At 39.9% G+C, this 15,909-nt stretch carries 23 protein-coding genes; 6 read left to right on the top strand and 17 right to left on the bottom strand.

What is annotated here, in order from left to right; translation table 11 throughout:
• Positions 1 to 4: 4 nt before the first annotated feature.
• The 6 genes from ACE2AL_RS16590 to ACE2AL_RS16565 form a co-directional block, all read right to left on the bottom strand.
• Positions 5 to 709 carry a phage protein gene (locus ACE2AL_RS16590; RefSeq protein WP_048608864.1) on the bottom strand — a complete coding sequence of 235 codons (705 nt, stop codon included), beginning with the start codon at positions 707 to 709 and terminating at the stop codon, positions 5 to 7.
• Positions 699 to 1,178: a phage tail protein gene (locus tag ACE2AL_RS16585; protein ID WP_375083697.1), complete on the bottom strand. Its 480-nt coding sequence runs from the start codon at positions 1,176 to 1,178 to the stop codon at positions 699 to 701. Before ACE2AL_RS16585 ends, ACE2AL_RS16590 begins: the two co-directional genes overlap by 11 nt.
• Positions 1,175 to 1,627 carry a head completion/stabilization protein gene (locus ACE2AL_RS16580; RefSeq protein WP_272671135.1) on the bottom strand — a complete coding sequence of 151 codons (453 nt, stop codon included), beginning with the start codon at positions 1,625 to 1,627 and terminating at the stop codon, positions 1,175 to 1,177. Before ACE2AL_RS16580 ends, ACE2AL_RS16585 begins: the two co-directional genes overlap by 4 nt.
• A 336-nt stretch (positions 1,628 to 1,963) precedes the next feature.
• Complete coding sequence (gene gpM, locus ACE2AL_RS16575; protein WP_375083696.1) at positions 1,964 to 2,671, bottom strand: phage terminase small subunit; 708 nt, start codon at positions 2,669 to 2,671, stop codon at positions 1,964 to 1,966.
• Positions 2,671 to 3,708 carry a phage major capsid protein, P2 family gene (locus ACE2AL_RS16570; RefSeq protein ID WP_375083695.1) on the bottom strand — a complete coding sequence of 346 codons (1,038 nt, stop codon included), beginning with the start codon at positions 3,706 to 3,708 and terminating at the stop codon, positions 2,671 to 2,673. Before ACE2AL_RS16570 ends, gpM begins: the two co-directional genes overlap by 1 nt.
• Before the next feature lie 28 nt (positions 3,709 to 3,736).
• Positions 3,737 to 4,531, bottom strand: coding sequence for a GPO family capsid scaffolding protein (locus tag ACE2AL_RS16565; protein WP_272671140.1), 795 nt, complete (start codon positions 4,529 to 4,531; stop codon positions 3,737 to 3,739).
• Positions 4,532 to 4,692: 161 nt separating this feature from the next.
• Here ACE2AL_RS16565 and ACE2AL_RS16560 point away from each other — a divergent pair, with 161 nt between their 5' ends.
• From ACE2AL_RS16560 to ACE2AL_RS16550, 3 genes are read left to right on the top strand one after another with little or no spacing between them, the layout of a single operon-like run.
• The gene (locus ACE2AL_RS16560) at positions 4,693 to 6,480 is read left to right on the top strand and encodes a terminase large subunit domain-containing protein (RefSeq protein WP_272521529.1); all 1,788 of its coding nucleotides are present in this window, start codon (positions 4,693 to 4,695) and stop codon (positions 6,478 to 6,480) included.
• The gene (locus ACE2AL_RS16555) at positions 6,480 to 7,511 is read left to right on the top strand and encodes a phage portal protein (protein WP_375083694.1); all 1,032 of its coding nucleotides are present in this window, start codon (positions 6,480 to 6,482) and stop codon (positions 7,509 to 7,511) included. Before ACE2AL_RS16560 ends, ACE2AL_RS16555 begins: the two co-directional genes overlap by 1 nt.
• Positions 7,511 to 7,828, top strand: a complete 318-nt coding sequence (locus ACE2AL_RS16550) for an ogr/Delta-like zinc finger family protein (protein WP_141395919.1) — start codon at positions 7,511 to 7,513, stop codon at positions 7,826 to 7,828. The genes ACE2AL_RS16555 and ACE2AL_RS16550 overlap by 1 nt, the downstream gene beginning before the upstream one ends.
• Here the strand turns inward: ACE2AL_RS16550 and ACE2AL_RS16545 are convergent.
• The 11 genes from ACE2AL_RS16545 to ACE2AL_RS16495 all read right to left on the bottom strand — a co-directional run bounded on the left by ACE2AL_RS16545 (position 7,814) and on the right by ACE2AL_RS16495 (position 13,571).
• The gene (locus tag ACE2AL_RS16545; protein WP_096864691.1) at positions 7,814 to 8,035 is read right to left on the bottom strand and encodes a hypothetical protein; all 222 of its coding nucleotides are present in this window, start codon (positions 8,033 to 8,035) and stop codon (positions 7,814 to 7,816) included. The genes ACE2AL_RS16550 and ACE2AL_RS16545 overlap by 15 nt on opposite strands.
• Positions 8,036 to 8,155: 120 nt before the next feature.
• On the bottom strand, positions 8,156 to 8,527 hold the full coding sequence (locus ACE2AL_RS16540) for a hypothetical protein (protein ID WP_375083693.1): 372 nt from the start codon (positions 8,525 to 8,527) through the stop codon (positions 8,156 to 8,158).
• A 13-nt stretch (positions 8,528 to 8,540) separates the two neighbouring features.
• On the bottom strand, positions 8,541 to 9,239 hold the full coding sequence (locus ACE2AL_RS16535; RefSeq protein ID WP_369106749.1) for a hypothetical protein: 699 nt from the start codon (positions 9,237 to 9,239) through the stop codon (positions 8,541 to 8,543).
• Position 9,240: 1 nt separating this feature from the next.
• Positions 9,241 to 11,367, bottom strand: coding sequence for a replication endonuclease (locus ACE2AL_RS16530; RefSeq protein WP_375083692.1), 2,127 nt, complete (start codon positions 11,365 to 11,367; stop codon positions 9,241 to 9,243).
• Complete coding sequence (locus tag ACE2AL_RS16525; protein WP_239354574.1) at positions 11,364 to 11,702, bottom strand: DUF3850 domain-containing protein; 339 nt, start codon at positions 11,700 to 11,702, stop codon at positions 11,364 to 11,366. The genes ACE2AL_RS16530 and ACE2AL_RS16525 overlap by 4 nt, the downstream gene beginning before the upstream one ends.
• Complete coding sequence (locus ACE2AL_RS16520) at positions 11,699 to 11,941, bottom strand: hypothetical protein (RefSeq protein WP_272661885.1); 243 nt, start codon at positions 11,939 to 11,941, stop codon at positions 11,699 to 11,701. The genes ACE2AL_RS16525 and ACE2AL_RS16520 overlap by 4 nt, the downstream gene beginning before the upstream one ends.
• A gap of 71 nt (positions 11,942 to 12,012) precedes the next feature.
• Positions 12,013 to 12,363, bottom strand: coding sequence for a DUF5347 family protein (locus ACE2AL_RS16515; RefSeq protein WP_272661887.1), 351 nt, complete (start codon positions 12,361 to 12,363; stop codon positions 12,013 to 12,015).
• A 9-nt stretch (positions 12,364 to 12,372) separates the two neighbouring features.
• A complete protein-coding gene (locus tag ACE2AL_RS16510) occupies positions 12,373 to 12,528 on the bottom strand; it encodes a hypothetical protein (RefSeq protein ID WP_369103817.1) in 156 nt (51 codons plus the stop codon).
• 10 nt (positions 12,529 to 12,538) lie between these two features.
• Positions 12,539 to 12,799, bottom strand: a complete 261-nt coding sequence (locus ACE2AL_RS16505) for a hypothetical protein (protein ID WP_272539261.1) — start codon at positions 12,797 to 12,799, stop codon at positions 12,539 to 12,541.
• 7 nt (positions 12,800 to 12,806) lie between these two features.
• A complete protein-coding gene (locus tag ACE2AL_RS16500) occupies positions 12,807 to 13,316 on the bottom strand; it encodes a phage regulatory CII family protein (protein ID WP_195697486.1) in 510 nt (169 codons plus the stop codon).
• A gap of 30 nt (positions 13,317 to 13,346) precedes the next feature.
• Entirely contained in the window at positions 13,347 to 13,571 is a 225-nt protein-coding gene (locus ACE2AL_RS16495; RefSeq protein ID WP_375083691.1) for a helix-turn-helix transcriptional regulator, read from the bottom strand.
• Between the two features lie 140 nt (positions 13,572 to 13,711).
• Between ACE2AL_RS16495 and ACE2AL_RS16490 the strand changes: the two genes are divergently transcribed.
• From ACE2AL_RS16490 to ACE2AL_RS16480, 3 genes are read left to right on the top strand one after another with little or no spacing between them, the layout of a single operon-like run.
• Positions 13,712 to 14,299 carry a phage repressor protein CI gene (locus ACE2AL_RS16490; RefSeq protein ID WP_375084320.1) on the top strand — a complete coding sequence of 196 codons (588 nt, stop codon included), beginning with the start codon at positions 13,712 to 13,714 and terminating at the stop codon, positions 14,297 to 14,299.
• Between the two features lie 11 nt (positions 14,300 to 14,310).
• The gene (locus ACE2AL_RS16485) at positions 14,311 to 14,757 is read left to right on the top strand and encodes a hypothetical protein (protein WP_375083690.1); all 447 of its coding nucleotides are present in this window, start codon (positions 14,311 to 14,313) and stop codon (positions 14,755 to 14,757) included.
• On the top strand, positions 14,747 to 15,763 hold the full coding sequence (locus ACE2AL_RS16480) for a tyrosine-type recombinase/integrase (RefSeq protein ID WP_109911729.1): 1,017 nt from the start codon (positions 14,747 to 14,749) through the stop codon (positions 15,761 to 15,763). The genes ACE2AL_RS16485 and ACE2AL_RS16480 overlap by 11 nt, the downstream gene beginning before the upstream one ends.
• Positions 15,764 to 15,909 lie beyond the last annotated feature (146 nt).

Raw genomic sequence — 15,909 nt, 5'->3', positions numbered from 1 at the left:
CCTTTTATTTAATATCCTGCGCTTTAACATCAGCGCCAAATCCAATCCCTTGTAACTGCCTTGCGAGTGCCTTTTTAAAATCGCTATCGCTCATGCCGAGGAAAACACGTGCGGGAACGTCAATTGTCCAACTGGCTTTCGCTGTTTTTCCACTTAACTTTTTGATAAGTAAACCCGCTTGATTAAAAGACATGGTTTCTGTTATCTGTTTTACCGTTGGCTTTTTAAGCCGTTTCCCTGTTTTAACTTGGTACCCTAAGTCGCGCAGTTTCTTTGCCTGTTTTCGGGTCGCTAATCGGTTCGGGTCACTATTTTGCTGGCTTTGCACTTGCTTTCTGCTGATAGTGACATTCATCCCATGTTGCTGGGCATATCCGACAACGCCTGCGGGCACATTTTTAGCCCCATTACGGTACTTGCCGCCTTGTAAATAAATGCGTACTGCTTCAACTTGTGGCATTTCTTTGATGTGCAGTAACTTAGGCATGTTACGCAGCATCTTTTTACGCCAAGGGCTTTTTCTGGCCTGCCAGTTTTTTCCGTCTGGCGATTGTTGATTCTTAACATTTCGTTTAGCGGCTGCAATTACGCCATGTTTCGCCATACGCCATAAAAACCGTTGTCGTTTTTTAGGGGGCAACTCCAAGCCTTTTAAGGCTTTTTGCATATCCGCAAACTGGCTTTTATTAAGTTGACCATTAATTATCATTTTTCACGTCGCTATAAATTTCAGCGTGTTCGGCATAACTAAACTCGGTATCTGCCAGCGACCAACGTTTACCATCAAATGGAACGATACCATTTGGATCTTCTTTCATGACAACGGGCTCAAATAATGAAATAGAGACAACAATAACGGCGGTTTCATCGTCAACATCAACCGTCATTGACGGGAGCTCTTGCTCAATATTGCTATTACCTAGCTCGTTATCTTGTTCACTTGCCCATGCATCAATAAGCAGGGGAATATAATCAGGGTGAATTTCACGATAAGGAAATCGCCCCCAAGAAATCAGCGCATCACATTGGCGTATCATCATTTGATACTGGTCTAAACCTAAATCTTTATGCGCACGGATAAATTGAATTTCGTCCGTTTCGCTAGTGAATTCGACCTGACAAACTCGCTCAGGTAAATTCGCTTTTAAAAACTGGGTTAGACTTTGTAATTTGCTCATATCATTGCCACCGTGACACGCTTTAAGCCTTTCATGTTTCGAATAACAAACGCAGCTTCTGCAAGTAAACTGTTTTTAGTTTCTGGGTTTTCTTGCTTTGGATTCGGAGCGCGACTTGATACAGAATTAAACTCGCCAATTAAGTCAGCCTTTGCCCTTGCATAGAGTGCTTTTTTATATTGTGCACATAATGCATTTTGCCCTTTGGTCTTAGCTCCCGGTACATCATTTGCGGTGCTATAGCCTTTCGAAATATATCGACTTTTTAACGATTCAAGCGATAAATTAATTTCAGCAATACTGGCTAAGAGCGCATCGGTTAATAACTCACTATCTAAATCAATCGGTATTTTCCGCTGTTTTTGAAAATCAGCTAAATTAATATCAGGCCAAAAAGCATCATTCGTTATTTTAACGGACTGATAATTTAATTCATTGCCGTTTAACATAGATATTCACCTAATCAGAATTATTTCGTTGGAAAATATATCTAACAAAACAAATAATAATGAATAAACCTATAACTGTTCCCCAATTAACAGGAACCGTTAAACTTAATTCAGCAGATATAACAAACCAATTCCAAGCGCTAAGTAATATCCATGAAAAACCCAAAGGAATACAGATGCATAAACCAAAAATGAGCACAATTAATAAACTAGCTAACATCCGTTCTAGCATTTAATTCTATCCTTATAATAAAAATCGGGCTGACTGGCTTCCAAGACTGAAAGCAATAAATTGCATCATCTCCACCACGCCCGATTGGCTTGCGGTAGTCGTTTTTATTCAGCTGTTAACGCTCGAATGCGCATTGCGATCCGTTTTAAATGCGTATCAACACCCACTTTCGGATTAAGCTCTCGTGCTTTTTCCATGTATGATGCGGCTTGCTCCAATGTATCAACACAATCAATGGCACTGGCTTTCGCATCTTCATTGATATTGCTTCTTAGTAAATTCAATGCAGCAAATTTGTAGTATTTCGCCCTGATTTTTTCGTGAACTCGCCATTTTTCAGTGACATTTTTAAAGGTTCTTGAAAAATAAGGCTCAACACTGTTTCCCGCTTCATTTTCCAATATTGCCCACGCTAAGATAGTGTCAGCAACAAAGGCCGGAAAATTACTGCGGAAATTGTCTGGGGTGAGCTGTCCTTGCTCAATGGCAATATCTGCCCAATCCAATCCCTTGTCGAAATCCCCAATATCAAATAGCCAAATGGTGCAGTAAGCAAAAATCGGGTTTCGGTAGACTTCCCCCTCGGACAAGTAACGTTCAGCGGTGGGAAGATAAGCGGGGAGTAACTCCCGCTTTTTCATTTCCACGCGGTCAGCCGTTGTCGGTTGCTCACGCAATCTTTTGACATCCCGCTCAATCGCCCTCGCTTGTAAGTGCATACTGGCACCATCAGCGATAGTGACGGCCTCTTGCCTTTCCAGCTTTTGCTTGACTTCAACGTCTAAGCGGTGGCGTTGTGCGGGTGATAACATTACTCTTGTTCCTGATTATCTGGATTGTTCGGTAATTCAGAAACGGTGCCGATAGTAACTGCATCTTCATCATAAGCGGCATATAACTCTGGGTATTCCAACGCATATCCCTCATTACGCAGATATTTGTTTTCATACTGCTTACGGTCTTCTACAAACTCTGCTTTACGCTGACGCGTGTTGCGCTGGGTGTAGATATGCAGGTTTGACAACATTGTCACAACCATGCGCTTACCGGGCATAAATGGCGGCACTAACGCTTTACGACCCGCGATAGTATCTGCCAGCATTTGTGCAGCGATTTTTTCCGTTGGTTTATCAGCCGCTTGATATAATCGATATTGCTCTGCTGCCACTAAATCAGCACCAACAAGCACCACCAAGCGCGGGTCATTACGGAATTGCTGTGGAATGCAGGTATTAATCAGGTCGGATGCCATCGCATCTAATGAGCGATAATCGCCTTTGTCATCCAATGTGACCGGAGTAGTAATAATTTGCTTACCATTCTCCCAGTTTTTAGCAATTTGATGCCAACCGATATTGACATCTTCACCGTTCGGGTATTTTTCAGGATCGGTTTTAGCCGCAACTTTCACACCATTAAAACCAATACGGAGCATATCTAGCGCAAAAGATTCATTAGTAAATGTTTGCATGCGTTGTGCAAATTCGTCTTCCGAGCCAGCATTAGCCCAAACAGACAATAAACTCCATGGCAACGCAGCACCTGAGTCGGTTTCAACCAATTTATATTCGTTACCACTAACCGCAGTTTTTCGAATAAAACGACCAGTATCACTTCGACCTGTAAAAATGCCCGGATTACCAACAGCGACGACTTGGCCTTGTAACTGGTCAACATCAGCGCAAGTAATCATATTAAGAAACTCAATGCGGTCTAATAATGCAGAACGCAAAGCGGTTTCTTTTGGGTCAGACAAATTAAAATAACGAGAAGTCTTATCAATCCCATAAGATTTTCTAAGGCCTTCTTCATAACTATCAAGACACTTAACTGCCTTTTGATTTAACATGGAAATCCCTCTCCTAAACTAATGACGATTAAAGATATTCGAAGCCTTTTTTGCGTTCTTTATCTTCGCCTTTAGGGTTATTTTTTGGCAACTTAGTGACTTTTTCGTCTAACTTTCCAAAGTTTTTAACGATTTGTGGTAGGTTCTCACGTAAACGTGCGAATTCTTCTGTGTCTACCACTTCTTTTACTGTGTCGACGTCGTCTTGAACGTCTTCCACTTCCTGCTGAGTAGATGCAAGCTGTTCTTTTAACAGTTTAATTTCTTCTTCGGCAGCGGCTAATGCTTCCGCTAGTTTCTGTAACTTATCACCGTCAACCGTTTCCTCTGGCGGTGTCGCTTCTGGCTCAGCAATATTAAACAACTTACGCCAGCTTGTTTTCTTAGACTTTGTTGACATGTCCTTGTCCTTTCGTTTTTTTCGGCTGAAATGTAGCCTTGTGGTTCCAACACTGGCAGGCTCATTAGTAACAGCCAGCCCTTCAAGATACGATTTACCTGTCCCTCTAAAATTACCGTCAGGCGTTAATTCTATGGAGGTAAACAGGTATTTATCCTCGGCATTTGCGATTAATAAGCTGACAAATGGCCTGATAATGGCGAGAAGCTGTAATTCACCATGCTCATTTTCTTCAAGCATGACCTCAAGCACTTCGCCCATTGGTTCTGCGTCGTGATTATGTTCCGGCCAAATTAGTGCCGCATATAATTTATAATCGTAGAGCTCTGCTGCATCTAACAGGTCTTGCCTTTCAATGACTCTGCCGTCTACGGTGTCACCCTCTGTCGCGATACATAACCATGTTGTTCTTAATTGCGACATTTACATGTTGCTCCCGTCCTTGGGTTTGTTGCTTCCATTTCGTTAGGTGCTCAGTATTGCCCACATTTTTTTCACTGGCGACAAGTTCGATTCGGTTATAAATGCTTTGCCGAAAGCCGCTTAATGCCAGCGTTTAAAGGTCGGGGCACAATGCATCTACTATGGCTAAATACACGGATGCAAAAATACAGGTCGCAAAATCGTTATATTTGCGACGCTATACTCCAGCGGAAATCGCGGAGGAATTGAGCCTGCCTAATCGTCGGATTGTTTACTATTGGGCAGAAAAATGGAATTGGGCAGATATGCTCAGTCATGAGAGTGTGATTGAAGCAATTAACCGTCGCATTGTTTTATTGAGCGAGCGAACTAAAAAAACGGAGCTTGAATTAGATGAGTTAGACCGCTTGATTGCTAGCCACGTTAAATTAATGGCGCAAGCGAATAAACACGCTGAAAAAATGGCAGCGTTAAAATCGCAATCAGCGGATATGCAAGGCGGTGCTGATTATGCAATGAATGAAGATGGCGAACCGAAGAAAAAGAAACGCTATCGTAAAAATGACATTTCTAGCCTGACGCCAGAAGATTTCCAACGCTTTGCTGATGAAATGCTGTTTGGTTATCAAAAGCATTTGCGCATTAATATCACGCAGGCAGTGCGCAATATATTAAAAAGCCGTCAAATCGGGGCAACGTGGTACTTCTCCTTTGAAGCCTTTGAGAATGCCTGCTTGACGGGTGACCCGCAGATATTTTTATCTGCGTCAAAACCCCAAGCGGAAGTATTCCGGTCATATATTGTGAATATTGCGGAGCAATTCTTTGGTGTATCGCTAACGGGTAATCCCATCCGTTTAAGCAATGGCGCAGAGCTGCGCTTCTTATCCACCAATAAAAACACGGCTCAATCTTATAGTGGTCATTTATATTGTGACGAATATTTTTGGGTTCCTGATTTTAAACGCTTAAATGATGTTGCATCAGCAATGGCAACACATGACCGCTGGCGTATCACCTATTTTTCCACGCCTAGCTCTAAAACACATCCAGCTTATCCATTTTGGATGGGGGATGAATGGCGCGGTAATGACCCTAAACGTAAGAACGTCGAGTTTCCAAGTGAGAAAGAAATGCGTGACGGGGGGCGTGAGTGCCCCGATGGGCAATGGCGCTATATCATTACCCTTGAAGATGCGATAAAAGGCGGCTTTAACTTAGCGTCTATCGATAAATTACGACAACGATATAACCCTGACACATTCAACATGTTGTATATGTGCGTATTTATTGATAGTGGTAAGTCTGTCTTTAAATATGACACCTTAATGAAATGCGGTGTTGATGTGAATTTATGGGAAGACCATAAACCCGACGACCCGCGCCCATTTGGCAATCGCGAAGTGTGGGGCGGGTATGACCCTGCACGCTCTGGCGACACGTCAACATTTGTTATCGTTGCACCCCCCATGATGGCACCCGAAGTATTTCGGGTATTGGCAACATTTTATTGGCAAGGGTTTAGCTGGCGACATCAAGCAAAATTGATTGAAGACTTAACCAAGAAATATCGTTTCACACACATTGGCATTGATACCACAGGGATAGGTCAATCCGTATATGAAATGGTGCAAGATTTTGCGCCACGTATCACACAGCCCATTCTTTATAGTCTGCAAATGAAAACGCAACTTGTGATGAAAATGATAGATATTGTCGACGAAGAACGCATTGAATGGGATATGGATCAGAAAGAAATCCCCGCGTCATTTTTATGCATCCGTCACACAACTACAGGTAAAGGTGGCGCAATGACATTCGTCGCAGATAGAACACAAGAAACAGGCCACGCGGATGTTTTCTGGGCAACGTCTCACGCAGTAATTAAAGAGCCGCTTAACACGGATAAAAAGCGCAAATCTAAATATATATTACCAAAGGCTGCATAATGAAAAAGAAACGGAATTCACGCAAACAAATGGTGCAATCCACTAAAGCCCCCTCGAAAGGGTTTAGTATCACACTGGGCAAGCCAACGCCTATTTTAACGACGCATACTGATTATAAAAATATCTGGTATGACAATGATTTTGACCATTGGACACCACCAATAGACCGTGAAGCACTGGCGCAGTTAGTGAATTTAAATGGCCAACATGGGGGCGTTCTTTATGCTCGTCATAATATGGTGACGAGTGATTATATCGGCGGTGGTCTAACTCATGAGCAATTAAAAGCGGCTGTCTTTAATTATTTTCTGTTCGGTGATGTCGCTATTTTAAAAGTACGTAACGGTTGGGGTGAAATTATCGGATTGGAAGTTTTACCCTCACTTTATTTACGTAGGCGTAAAGATGGTGATTTTGTCATTTTACAAGAGGGTGAGCCGTTGGTTTATACGCCTGACGAAATTATTTACATCAAAATGTATGACCCACAACAGCAAGTCTACGGTTTACCGGACTATATTGGCGGCATCCACGCAGCCCTACTGAACAGTGAGGCCACCATATTCCGTCGTCGTTATTACCACAACGGGGCACATACTGGCGGGATGATTTACTGTAATGACCCGAATATGACCGATGAAGTGGAAGAACAAATTATCCAAAAACTTAGCCAAAGCAAAGGGATTGGTAATTTTGAAACTATGTTTGTGAGTGTGCCGAATGGTGACCCTGACGGCATCAAATTTATTCCCGTTGGGGATATCTCTGCAAACGATGAGTTTAGCAATGTGAAAAGTATTAGTGCGCAAGACATTCTAAATGCTCACCGTTTCCCTGCTGGCCTTGCTGGAATCATTCCCGGCTTAGGCTCTGGCGGCTTAGGTGACCCATTGAAAGCAAGGGAAGCGTACCGACAAGATGAAGTTATCCCCGTACAAAATTTATTTATGAATGCGGTCAATAGTGAAATCGGTAAAAATGAGCCTTTGAAATTAAATTTCCGTCAAAATATCATTAAGGAAAATGAATAATGTCTAAAAATAGGGTAAAATTAAGACGTTATCAACAATCGGAGGTCTGGAACGTGCGAGTATTAAAAATATTCTGCCCCATTTGCGGCCAACGCGCGACAATTCGCAAATCGAATCGTAAACATCGTGAAATTTCAGACCTTTATTGCGCCTGTAATGATGTTGAATGCGGTCACACCTATGTTTTAAATCTAACGTTTAGTCACACAATCAGCCCTAGCGCCCACTCAGATGATTTGATTCAATCCATGATTGAAAAATTTAACCCTGAACAGCGCCAACTGGCGCTAGGGTTATTAACCTCAAAGGGTGCATGATTGCTGATTTACATCAGGGCTGCTATTTAGCAGCCTAATTTTTTGGTTGCTCTTTTTTGCTATTTCTTCCCTTGCACCGTCTGCAAGTTCAGTAATCAGTGTGAGTACAACTTGACGCTCATAATGGTTGCAACCCTCTAAACTCCCCAGCTTTGCAATAACACTAATGCGCTCAAACGCTACCGATTCCTGTAATAAATCGCTCATATTCAAATTCCCATTTGTATACTGGATATTTGTACAGTATACATAAATAAAGTCATTGGGAAACCCTGTAAATCAGAAATAATTAAAATTTCTTTTGAATTACAGGGTTATGTGATTCATTTATAAACTATCCGCTTTGTGACATGTCACGGCAATATTATCCAGCTTCAAATCATGCCAGCCGTTTGTATTCCAACAATCAGACGCACCTGATAAGCAACACTGACTAACAGGCAATTGCTCACCGCATTTTTTACAGGTTGATTTTGATAACTCGTGAATTTTGTCACTTAGTCGTGCAGTATCTTGGCGAATTAATAGTTGAATGTACTCATTCATTTCGTAAGGCTCCCGCCCTGGTCGACGAATAGCACAATTATTTTTCAACATTTCCAATTCTTGACTATCGACAATCAGCTCAAATTTCGTTTCGCCACTGTCTTTTTGTCGTTTACGCTGTTCCGCTTTGCGCTCTGCTGCTGTTTTTGCCATTAGTTCTACTCCCTTAGTTATCGTTAAAACAACAAAAAATCATTTCTTGAGCTATTTCATTAGTGAATATCAATTCCCAATCGTTTAACTTTTTAGTATTAATTTTAAACAGACTACCTAATTCATATTCTGAGTTTTGAACCAAATCATAATGATAATCACGGCCTAATAATGAATCACACAATATTGAATTACCGCGATTAGAAGAAACATCACATTTTGACCTATAGGAGTAGAGAGTAACTCGCCATTTATCATGCGCTGAAAATGCCCCAGCTAGCGATACAACATCGCGTAAATTCTCAATCCATGACCACTCTGATATATAAACATCACCAGATACCCCGCCTAAAGGTATATCGTTAAAATACTCATGATTTAACACATAAATATGTGCACCATTACTTAAATTAAAAATATAATTTCTGGCGGCTTTAAATTCTTTTATTCCTGCATGTTTTAATAAATATTCTACTGGAATATTACCCATAAATATTTTATCTCTGCCTGTTAAGCAGGCATCCTGTAAAGCTTCAAATAAAAAGTAATAATCTGCTCCAACCTGACGAGCTTTTTTTAATGACCTATTTTTCAAAAATCTATTTTGATACCAACGCTTTTGCCACGGCAAAAAATTCAATTGTTCTTTTTGTAAACTGAATAGCAATTCATTTGTAATATCAATTTTATAGTTAAATATTTTTAGCATCATATTAATTTCCTATGAGTGATTGAATTCTAGACATGGCTTGTTCACACCGAGCCAGTGATTTTTTGACTTTATCTGACTTAAATACGATTTTTTGAATATGGCCATTCGCGTGAAACTTCACGCTTTGACCGTTTTCTGTATAAATTGCCCCTCTTGCTATTGAATGGATCATGAAAGGGTCTTTTTCGGGGTCTAAAGTGATGCCAATTTCTTTGGCTTTTCTGACAATATCGGGAATAACCGTTTCTTTGCCTTTAATCGTCCTCCGTGCCTGCGTACAGTTATTGACAGAACTCCAAGGGGCGCTATTCGCGCCATCAAAACCAGCCTGCGCTGTCGCTTCGGCTAACTTCGGCACAATCTGCCAGTTCTTAATGCGTGTGATAATTGGGGAGTCGTTACCCACTAAAGTACAGTAAACCCCTTTGATACAATCAACAGGCTCACCGTAGGCGTTGGTCTTTTCTTCGCGCTCATACCAAAGACGGGCGATAAGGTCGGCACGACGTACAAATGCACCACCTTGCAATTTGGTGTATTCGCTCCAATTGCTTGTGTCTGCGGCCTTATGGACTTCGGCAAATTCAACATCTAAACCTGTTGATGCTTCGGTATCATCACCCATGCGGCGCAATTCACGCCATACCGACACAGGCGCACCGCCTATTTGTTGAAACTGGCGAATTTTCCAATGTGAAGCCCAAGCGGAAACCGCCCGTGCCATGTCCTTGCACTTCTGGCCTGATTCCTTATCGACTTCATCGTCCATCGCGTAACCATCGATATTTTTTGAAATGTATTTAGCGATATAGCCAGTTGCACTGCCTTTTCTTTCGTCTATAGGCTCAACGTGAAAACGGGCTCTTAATGCTTTAGGTGTAGTAAGTTCGTCTTTATCTTCTAAACGTGCATAGTGACTAAAAATAGAACGCAATTGTTTTTTATGTTCAGGCATAACAAACAGCAACATATGCCAGTGCGGTGTACCATCATGGTGTGGCTCAGTAACACGAAAACCAAAAACACGGATACCCGCACGGCTATAAGCCGCACGTATTTTCGCCCACGTTTTACATAGATATTTTTGGGTTGCTCTTGGATCACATCCGTTCCAATTATCAACAAAACCACCTGCTTGATAGGCTGAATGGTATTTTGATGGAGCTGTCATTGTGTAAAATTCACCATCACAGCCCATTTCATTTGCGAGGTCTTCAAACCCGCGCATGCGTGCCATTAACTCACAACGACGAACAGCAGGGTTTGCCACGCTACCTAAAACCATTTTTGTAAGTTCAGTTCGGTTGCCGTCTTCGTCTTCTAATTCAAAGTCTTTAAGAAATTGCCAGTTTGAACGCTTTTGCTCTACCCAGCGATGCAAGGTTGTTTTTGAAACATAAGGGGATGCGGATTTTTGAACTTGACCAATCGCGATAGCAAGGTGCTCACGTTTAAGATCACATAAACGCTTTAAGCGACGATACCACCAAGCAGCATCAAACATACGAAGTAATGCCGCGCAAAGTTTATCCTCACTCGGTTTAATTCTGCCTTTAATGAATTGCTGCCAATATGGCGGCTGGGTGCCCGACTGCAATGTTAATTTAGCAAGGAAAGCGTAAGTTTTATCAAGCCGCTGACGGGCTTCACATTCATCTTTTGGGTCTCTGTTGGCGTATTGCTTTGTTGCAGCTTCATAGTTATCACTCATAAAACTGGCAATTTCATTTGCCAAGGTTTTGATAACCGTTCTATCTAACTGCGCTATATTTTCAAGCTGTTCAATAAAAGGAAATGGCCTATCACCTGAAATATGATGTTTAAACTCATACTGCTTCATGACACGTTCGAATCGTGGCAATACATTTTTAGCGGTTTTGCGTAAAAATTCATTGGCACGACGACGACCTTTTTGATTAAAAAGGCGTGCGTATTTGGTAGCAAAGTAAATGGCGAGGAAATCGGGGACATGCGAAATAATCTCATGACGCCACTCGGCATCATCTTTATTAGCATCCCACATAATGCGTTCAGCCAGAGTCGCTGATTTCGGCAACTCTGGCTTATTTTCTTCTTGTTGGCGACGTATTGAAATATATACGTCGCTATTATGTTCTTGAATGTTCAAAGTATAACTACGCCTCGTTTGAAATCAGTCATACTCAACACATCAAACGACAACATTACAAATTTTGGTGAATCTGGAATTTCTTCATAAATAGCATTAACAATCGTTACATCAGTAATACAAACAACTAGTTCTCTGCTCGTATAAACTAATTCACGAGCCAAACTATCCCCTTTTGCGGAATCAATATGTAACCAAATGAATTCCCTTAAACGTATTAATTCACCGCATCTGAAATCACGCCCATCATCTTTACGAAACTCTGCTTTTTTATTTCCAGTTAAAATAGCTAAAAAATATTCCTGTTGTATTTTTAAAACATGAGTGATATTCATTGCGCCACCGCCTGATTTTCGATGTGATTAATTTCGCTTTCTAGTAACTGGCTGATTGCTGCATAATCTGGTTTTTCTTGCAGCACATACATTTGAAGCTTACGCAGGCGAGAAGCGTAACGGTCATTGCAAACTTTGCGTTCATCGTTACGATTCCAAATGATGCAACCATCAATTAAAATTGCATCATTTGAAGTGGCATCTAATACGGGTGTGAATGTTGGTTCTGGTATATTCATTTATTTAATTCCTAAATTTAGAGTGTAAAAATCCCTGACGCGCTAACGTCATTTATTTAATCGGGTATTATTTAATTAAGTGGCAAGGTTAAATTTTTAGGCAACAAGGCGCTTGAGCCTTTAATATAATTAATAGCTTTAACAATATTAAATATTTCTTTTGAAGTGAAATCTTCAAATTGACAACCATGTCTAGACTTATCAATTCCAGCCATGAAAAATATAATAGCTAAAAGCTTTTTATTATTTGCATGGTCTTCATTAAAACGGTCACGCATTTCTTTTATAAATGATTTTAATTCTTTATTCTCTAATCCCGACGTTTTAGATTTAACTTCACATACTTTATTGATACCGTGTACACGCTGGCCTATAGACATTGGCATGTAACGTTGCTCAAGTATTGCAGGGTTCTGTTGCATAGTAATTACCTATATTCTAGAAATTAAATAAACAGTTGCAAACAAAATAACGGGAACAATATATTTTAATGAACCATCTTTTTTGTTTACGCTGATTACTTCTAAACGTTTAAATGAGTCACCAGTGACTTTATATTTGTACTGCTGTTTATGTGCTTGAGTCATTTCTTATTCCTCAGAATGGAATTTCATCATTACCTAGTCCGTAATCAAACTCGTTACGAACATCATTAAGTACTTCATAAACTGCACCAATATCTAGTGAACATATATTCATTGAATAAAAAATTTGATTTAAAAGTTCTTTTTTCAATGTTGCTTTTTCTGATACTCTTTTAAAAACATCACCCTTAAGCTTTTCTTGTGATGGTGTTATTACAATGTTTTTTCCTGTCATTTCAGCTAACTTTTCTAAATCACTTTTTTTATTGCACATAATTACCTCACACCATTGCTTGACTGAATCCCACAACGGTATCAATCGCTGATACAAACGCAGGGGATGAATGTAAACGGGCTGAAATTGTCACACCAACTAATGCTAAACAACGGATCGCATTATTTACGCTCTGTTTAATTTCAGCGGAACGGGCATTATTAATATGACCACCTAAAACCGCTTGGCTTGCTAACTTTCCGACCTCTGCCGTTGCATTTAGAATATGCGCAGGGAAATTTCCTTCACTTGCATTATTCAAAGGTACAGACGGCTGGCATTGAAGCTGCTCTAATAAACCATCTAACAACGTGGCATCTTCTGTCGCATCCGTAATTTTAACTAAATCACTTGATGTTAATTGGTGCGGCTGTTCTGGGTTTAACTTGTTACGCAACATTTGCGCATTCATGCCGATTGCTTCCGCTATCTGAACAAGGTCACCTTTGTGAGCAATCGCAAAAGCACGACATGCATTATCAAAATGTGATTGTTTGGAAGCCTGATAATCAAACATGGTATTTGTTCTCCTAAAGCGAATAATTAATTACGCATTAAGCGAAATATCACAGTCTGATAATGCTTCAACGGTTAGCTTTGCCATATTTATAAAAACACGGCCATTTTTCATGTTTTTATGTTTTTTTCGTACAGGTAAGCGACCATCTTTAATCATGTCAGTAACTGTACTTTTAGCCATTCCAAACCTTTCACAGTAGGCTTCTATAGTGAGGTAAGGCTCAGTAATGGTGATTGTAATATTAGGGCGCATAGTGCAAAATCTCCTATTTAGGTTTTATCCGTTTTTATTCGAGTTTATTCGTATAAAACTACAACATGAGGCAAGTCTATTTCGTGTTTAACTACAAGTCAAGTTAATTGTAGTTTTTTACGAATGTGGACGGTATGACTATGGGAAAATTTCATTTAGAAATGTTTGGTGAGAGCGCGCCAGTTCTCGACCGTATTATTGAAGCTTATGGGTTTGGCTCTAAACTAATGCTGGCTCAGCATTTTGAAATGGCTTCTAGCAGTCTTGCGGGAAGATATAAAAGAGATAATTTTCCTGCGGACTTAGTAGTAAGGTGTGTTGCTGAAACTGGAGTAAGTCTTGAATGGCTTGCTACAGGGCAAGGTAAAAAATTTGATGATGAAGAATTAGATATACTTCGCTTAAAAAAATACAAAATTATTGACGGTGAGGAATTTGATGCTGGTATAGCTATGTTTGATAAAGTTTTATTCAAACAAGGCGCTCCTTTTCCTAGCGAGCCAATTATGGTTCAAGATGGACAAAGTTATTTTATTGTTGACCGTAAGTTTGGCGAGGTATACGACGGTAAATGGCTAGTTCGTATAGATGACAAAATAAGCATTAGAGAATTAACTAGAATGCCAATGCAGCGAGTTCGCGTGTCAGGCGTTGGAATGGCTTTTGATTGTGAATTAAAAGATATTTCTATTATTGGTCGTGTAGTTACTATTATTGATAATCAGTAAGGATTTTTTGTATGAAAGTCGTTTTATTATCAAGTTTAATTTTATTTTCTTCATCAGTTTTTTCTATGAGCAAAGAATGTAATATAGCCACAGATATATTTACAGATGCAGGGCTAATAATGGCTGATGGTATGCAAATGTCTGTTAATGATGGTGAAACTTTAAATAACACCACTGTAACTTATGATGAGTTTTCAATTTGGTACAAAAAAATCTATCCTAAGAAAATATCTAAAGTGGCTAAGAAATACAGTGAATACAAGAATGTTTCTAGTGATAACCCAATATATTTAGGAATGACATCAATACTTGAAGCCAATAATTTTGTAAAAGCACTGGATAATTTTATGCAGTCAAAAAACGAAGATAATAGAAAGTTAATCATGGAATCAAAGGATCGCCTTGAGAAGTCTTACTATAAATTAGTCGAGGATTGCGGCAAAAGATATGACCGTTAAGAAACAACCCGATGGTCGTTGGTTAGTTCAATGCTTTCCCAATGGGCGAGATGGAAAAAGAGTTCGAAAACTTTTCACAACTAAAGGTGAAGCTATTGCATTTGAGCGTCATATTCTTGATGAATCACAAGATAAGCCTTGGCTTGGTGAAAAACAAGATAAACGCAAGCTTACCGAATTAGTTGAAACTTGGTTTCGTGCTCATGGTGTGACGCTAGGTGATGGTGAAAAGCGTAAATCTTTAATGATGTTTGCCTGTGAAGCTATGGGAGACCCTCTCGCCACTGAATTTAATGCCAAGATTTTTTCCCTATATCGTGAAAAGCGTTTGAGTGGTGAAATTACACGAACAGATAGATTAAAAACTGTTACTCCACGCACGGTTAATTTAGAACTTGCTTACTTTAGGGCAATGTTCAATGAATTAATTCGACTGGATGAATGGGCAAAAGAACACCCGTTGGCAAAAGTTCGTTCATATAAAACTGATGAACAAGAAATGGCTTTTCTAAATGATGATGAAATTAGGTTATTACTTTCAGAATGTGAAAAAAGCACATCGAAGGATTTAATTCACGTCGTTAAAATTTGTCTTGCAACAGGTGCTAGATGGTCAGAAGCTGAAAATCTGACAGCAGCACAGATTCGTAATAATACAATTACATATACGAAGACAAAAGGTAAGCGCAATCGTTCTATTCCAATTAGTGATGAGTTAGCAAACGAATTACCCAAAGGGAAGGGTAATGCTCGGTTATTCAAGTCCTGTTATTCTGCATTCCGTTCGGCTCTTGGTCGAACAGAAATTGAACTCCCTGAACGGCAATCATCTCATGTTTTACGTCACACTTTCGCTTCTCACTTTATGATGTCCGGTGGAAATATATTAGTTTTACAAAGAATACTAGGACACACCGATATAAAAATGACAATGCGGTATTCGCACTTTTCACCTAATCACCTTTCAGAAGCTATAGAGTTTAACCCGCTGCAAAAAATAAAATAATGGCAGCAAAATGGCAGCGCAGAAAACCAATCATCGTATTTATTCGGTTTTATTCGTTAATTAACTATTTGAAAATAAAGTAAATCATTGTTTTTGATAAGTGATTTAAAGGACTCATAATCGATTGGTCACTGGTTCAAGTCCAG

It is taken from the genome of Providencia xihuensis, from assembly GCF_041953405.1.
Classification (GTDB): Bacteria; Pseudomonadota; Gammaproteobacteria; order Enterobacterales; family Enterobacteriaceae; genus Providencia; species Providencia vermicola.
Note: the sequence above shows the minus strand (reverse complement) of the source record. Positions and strands in the feature narration are given on the sequence as shown.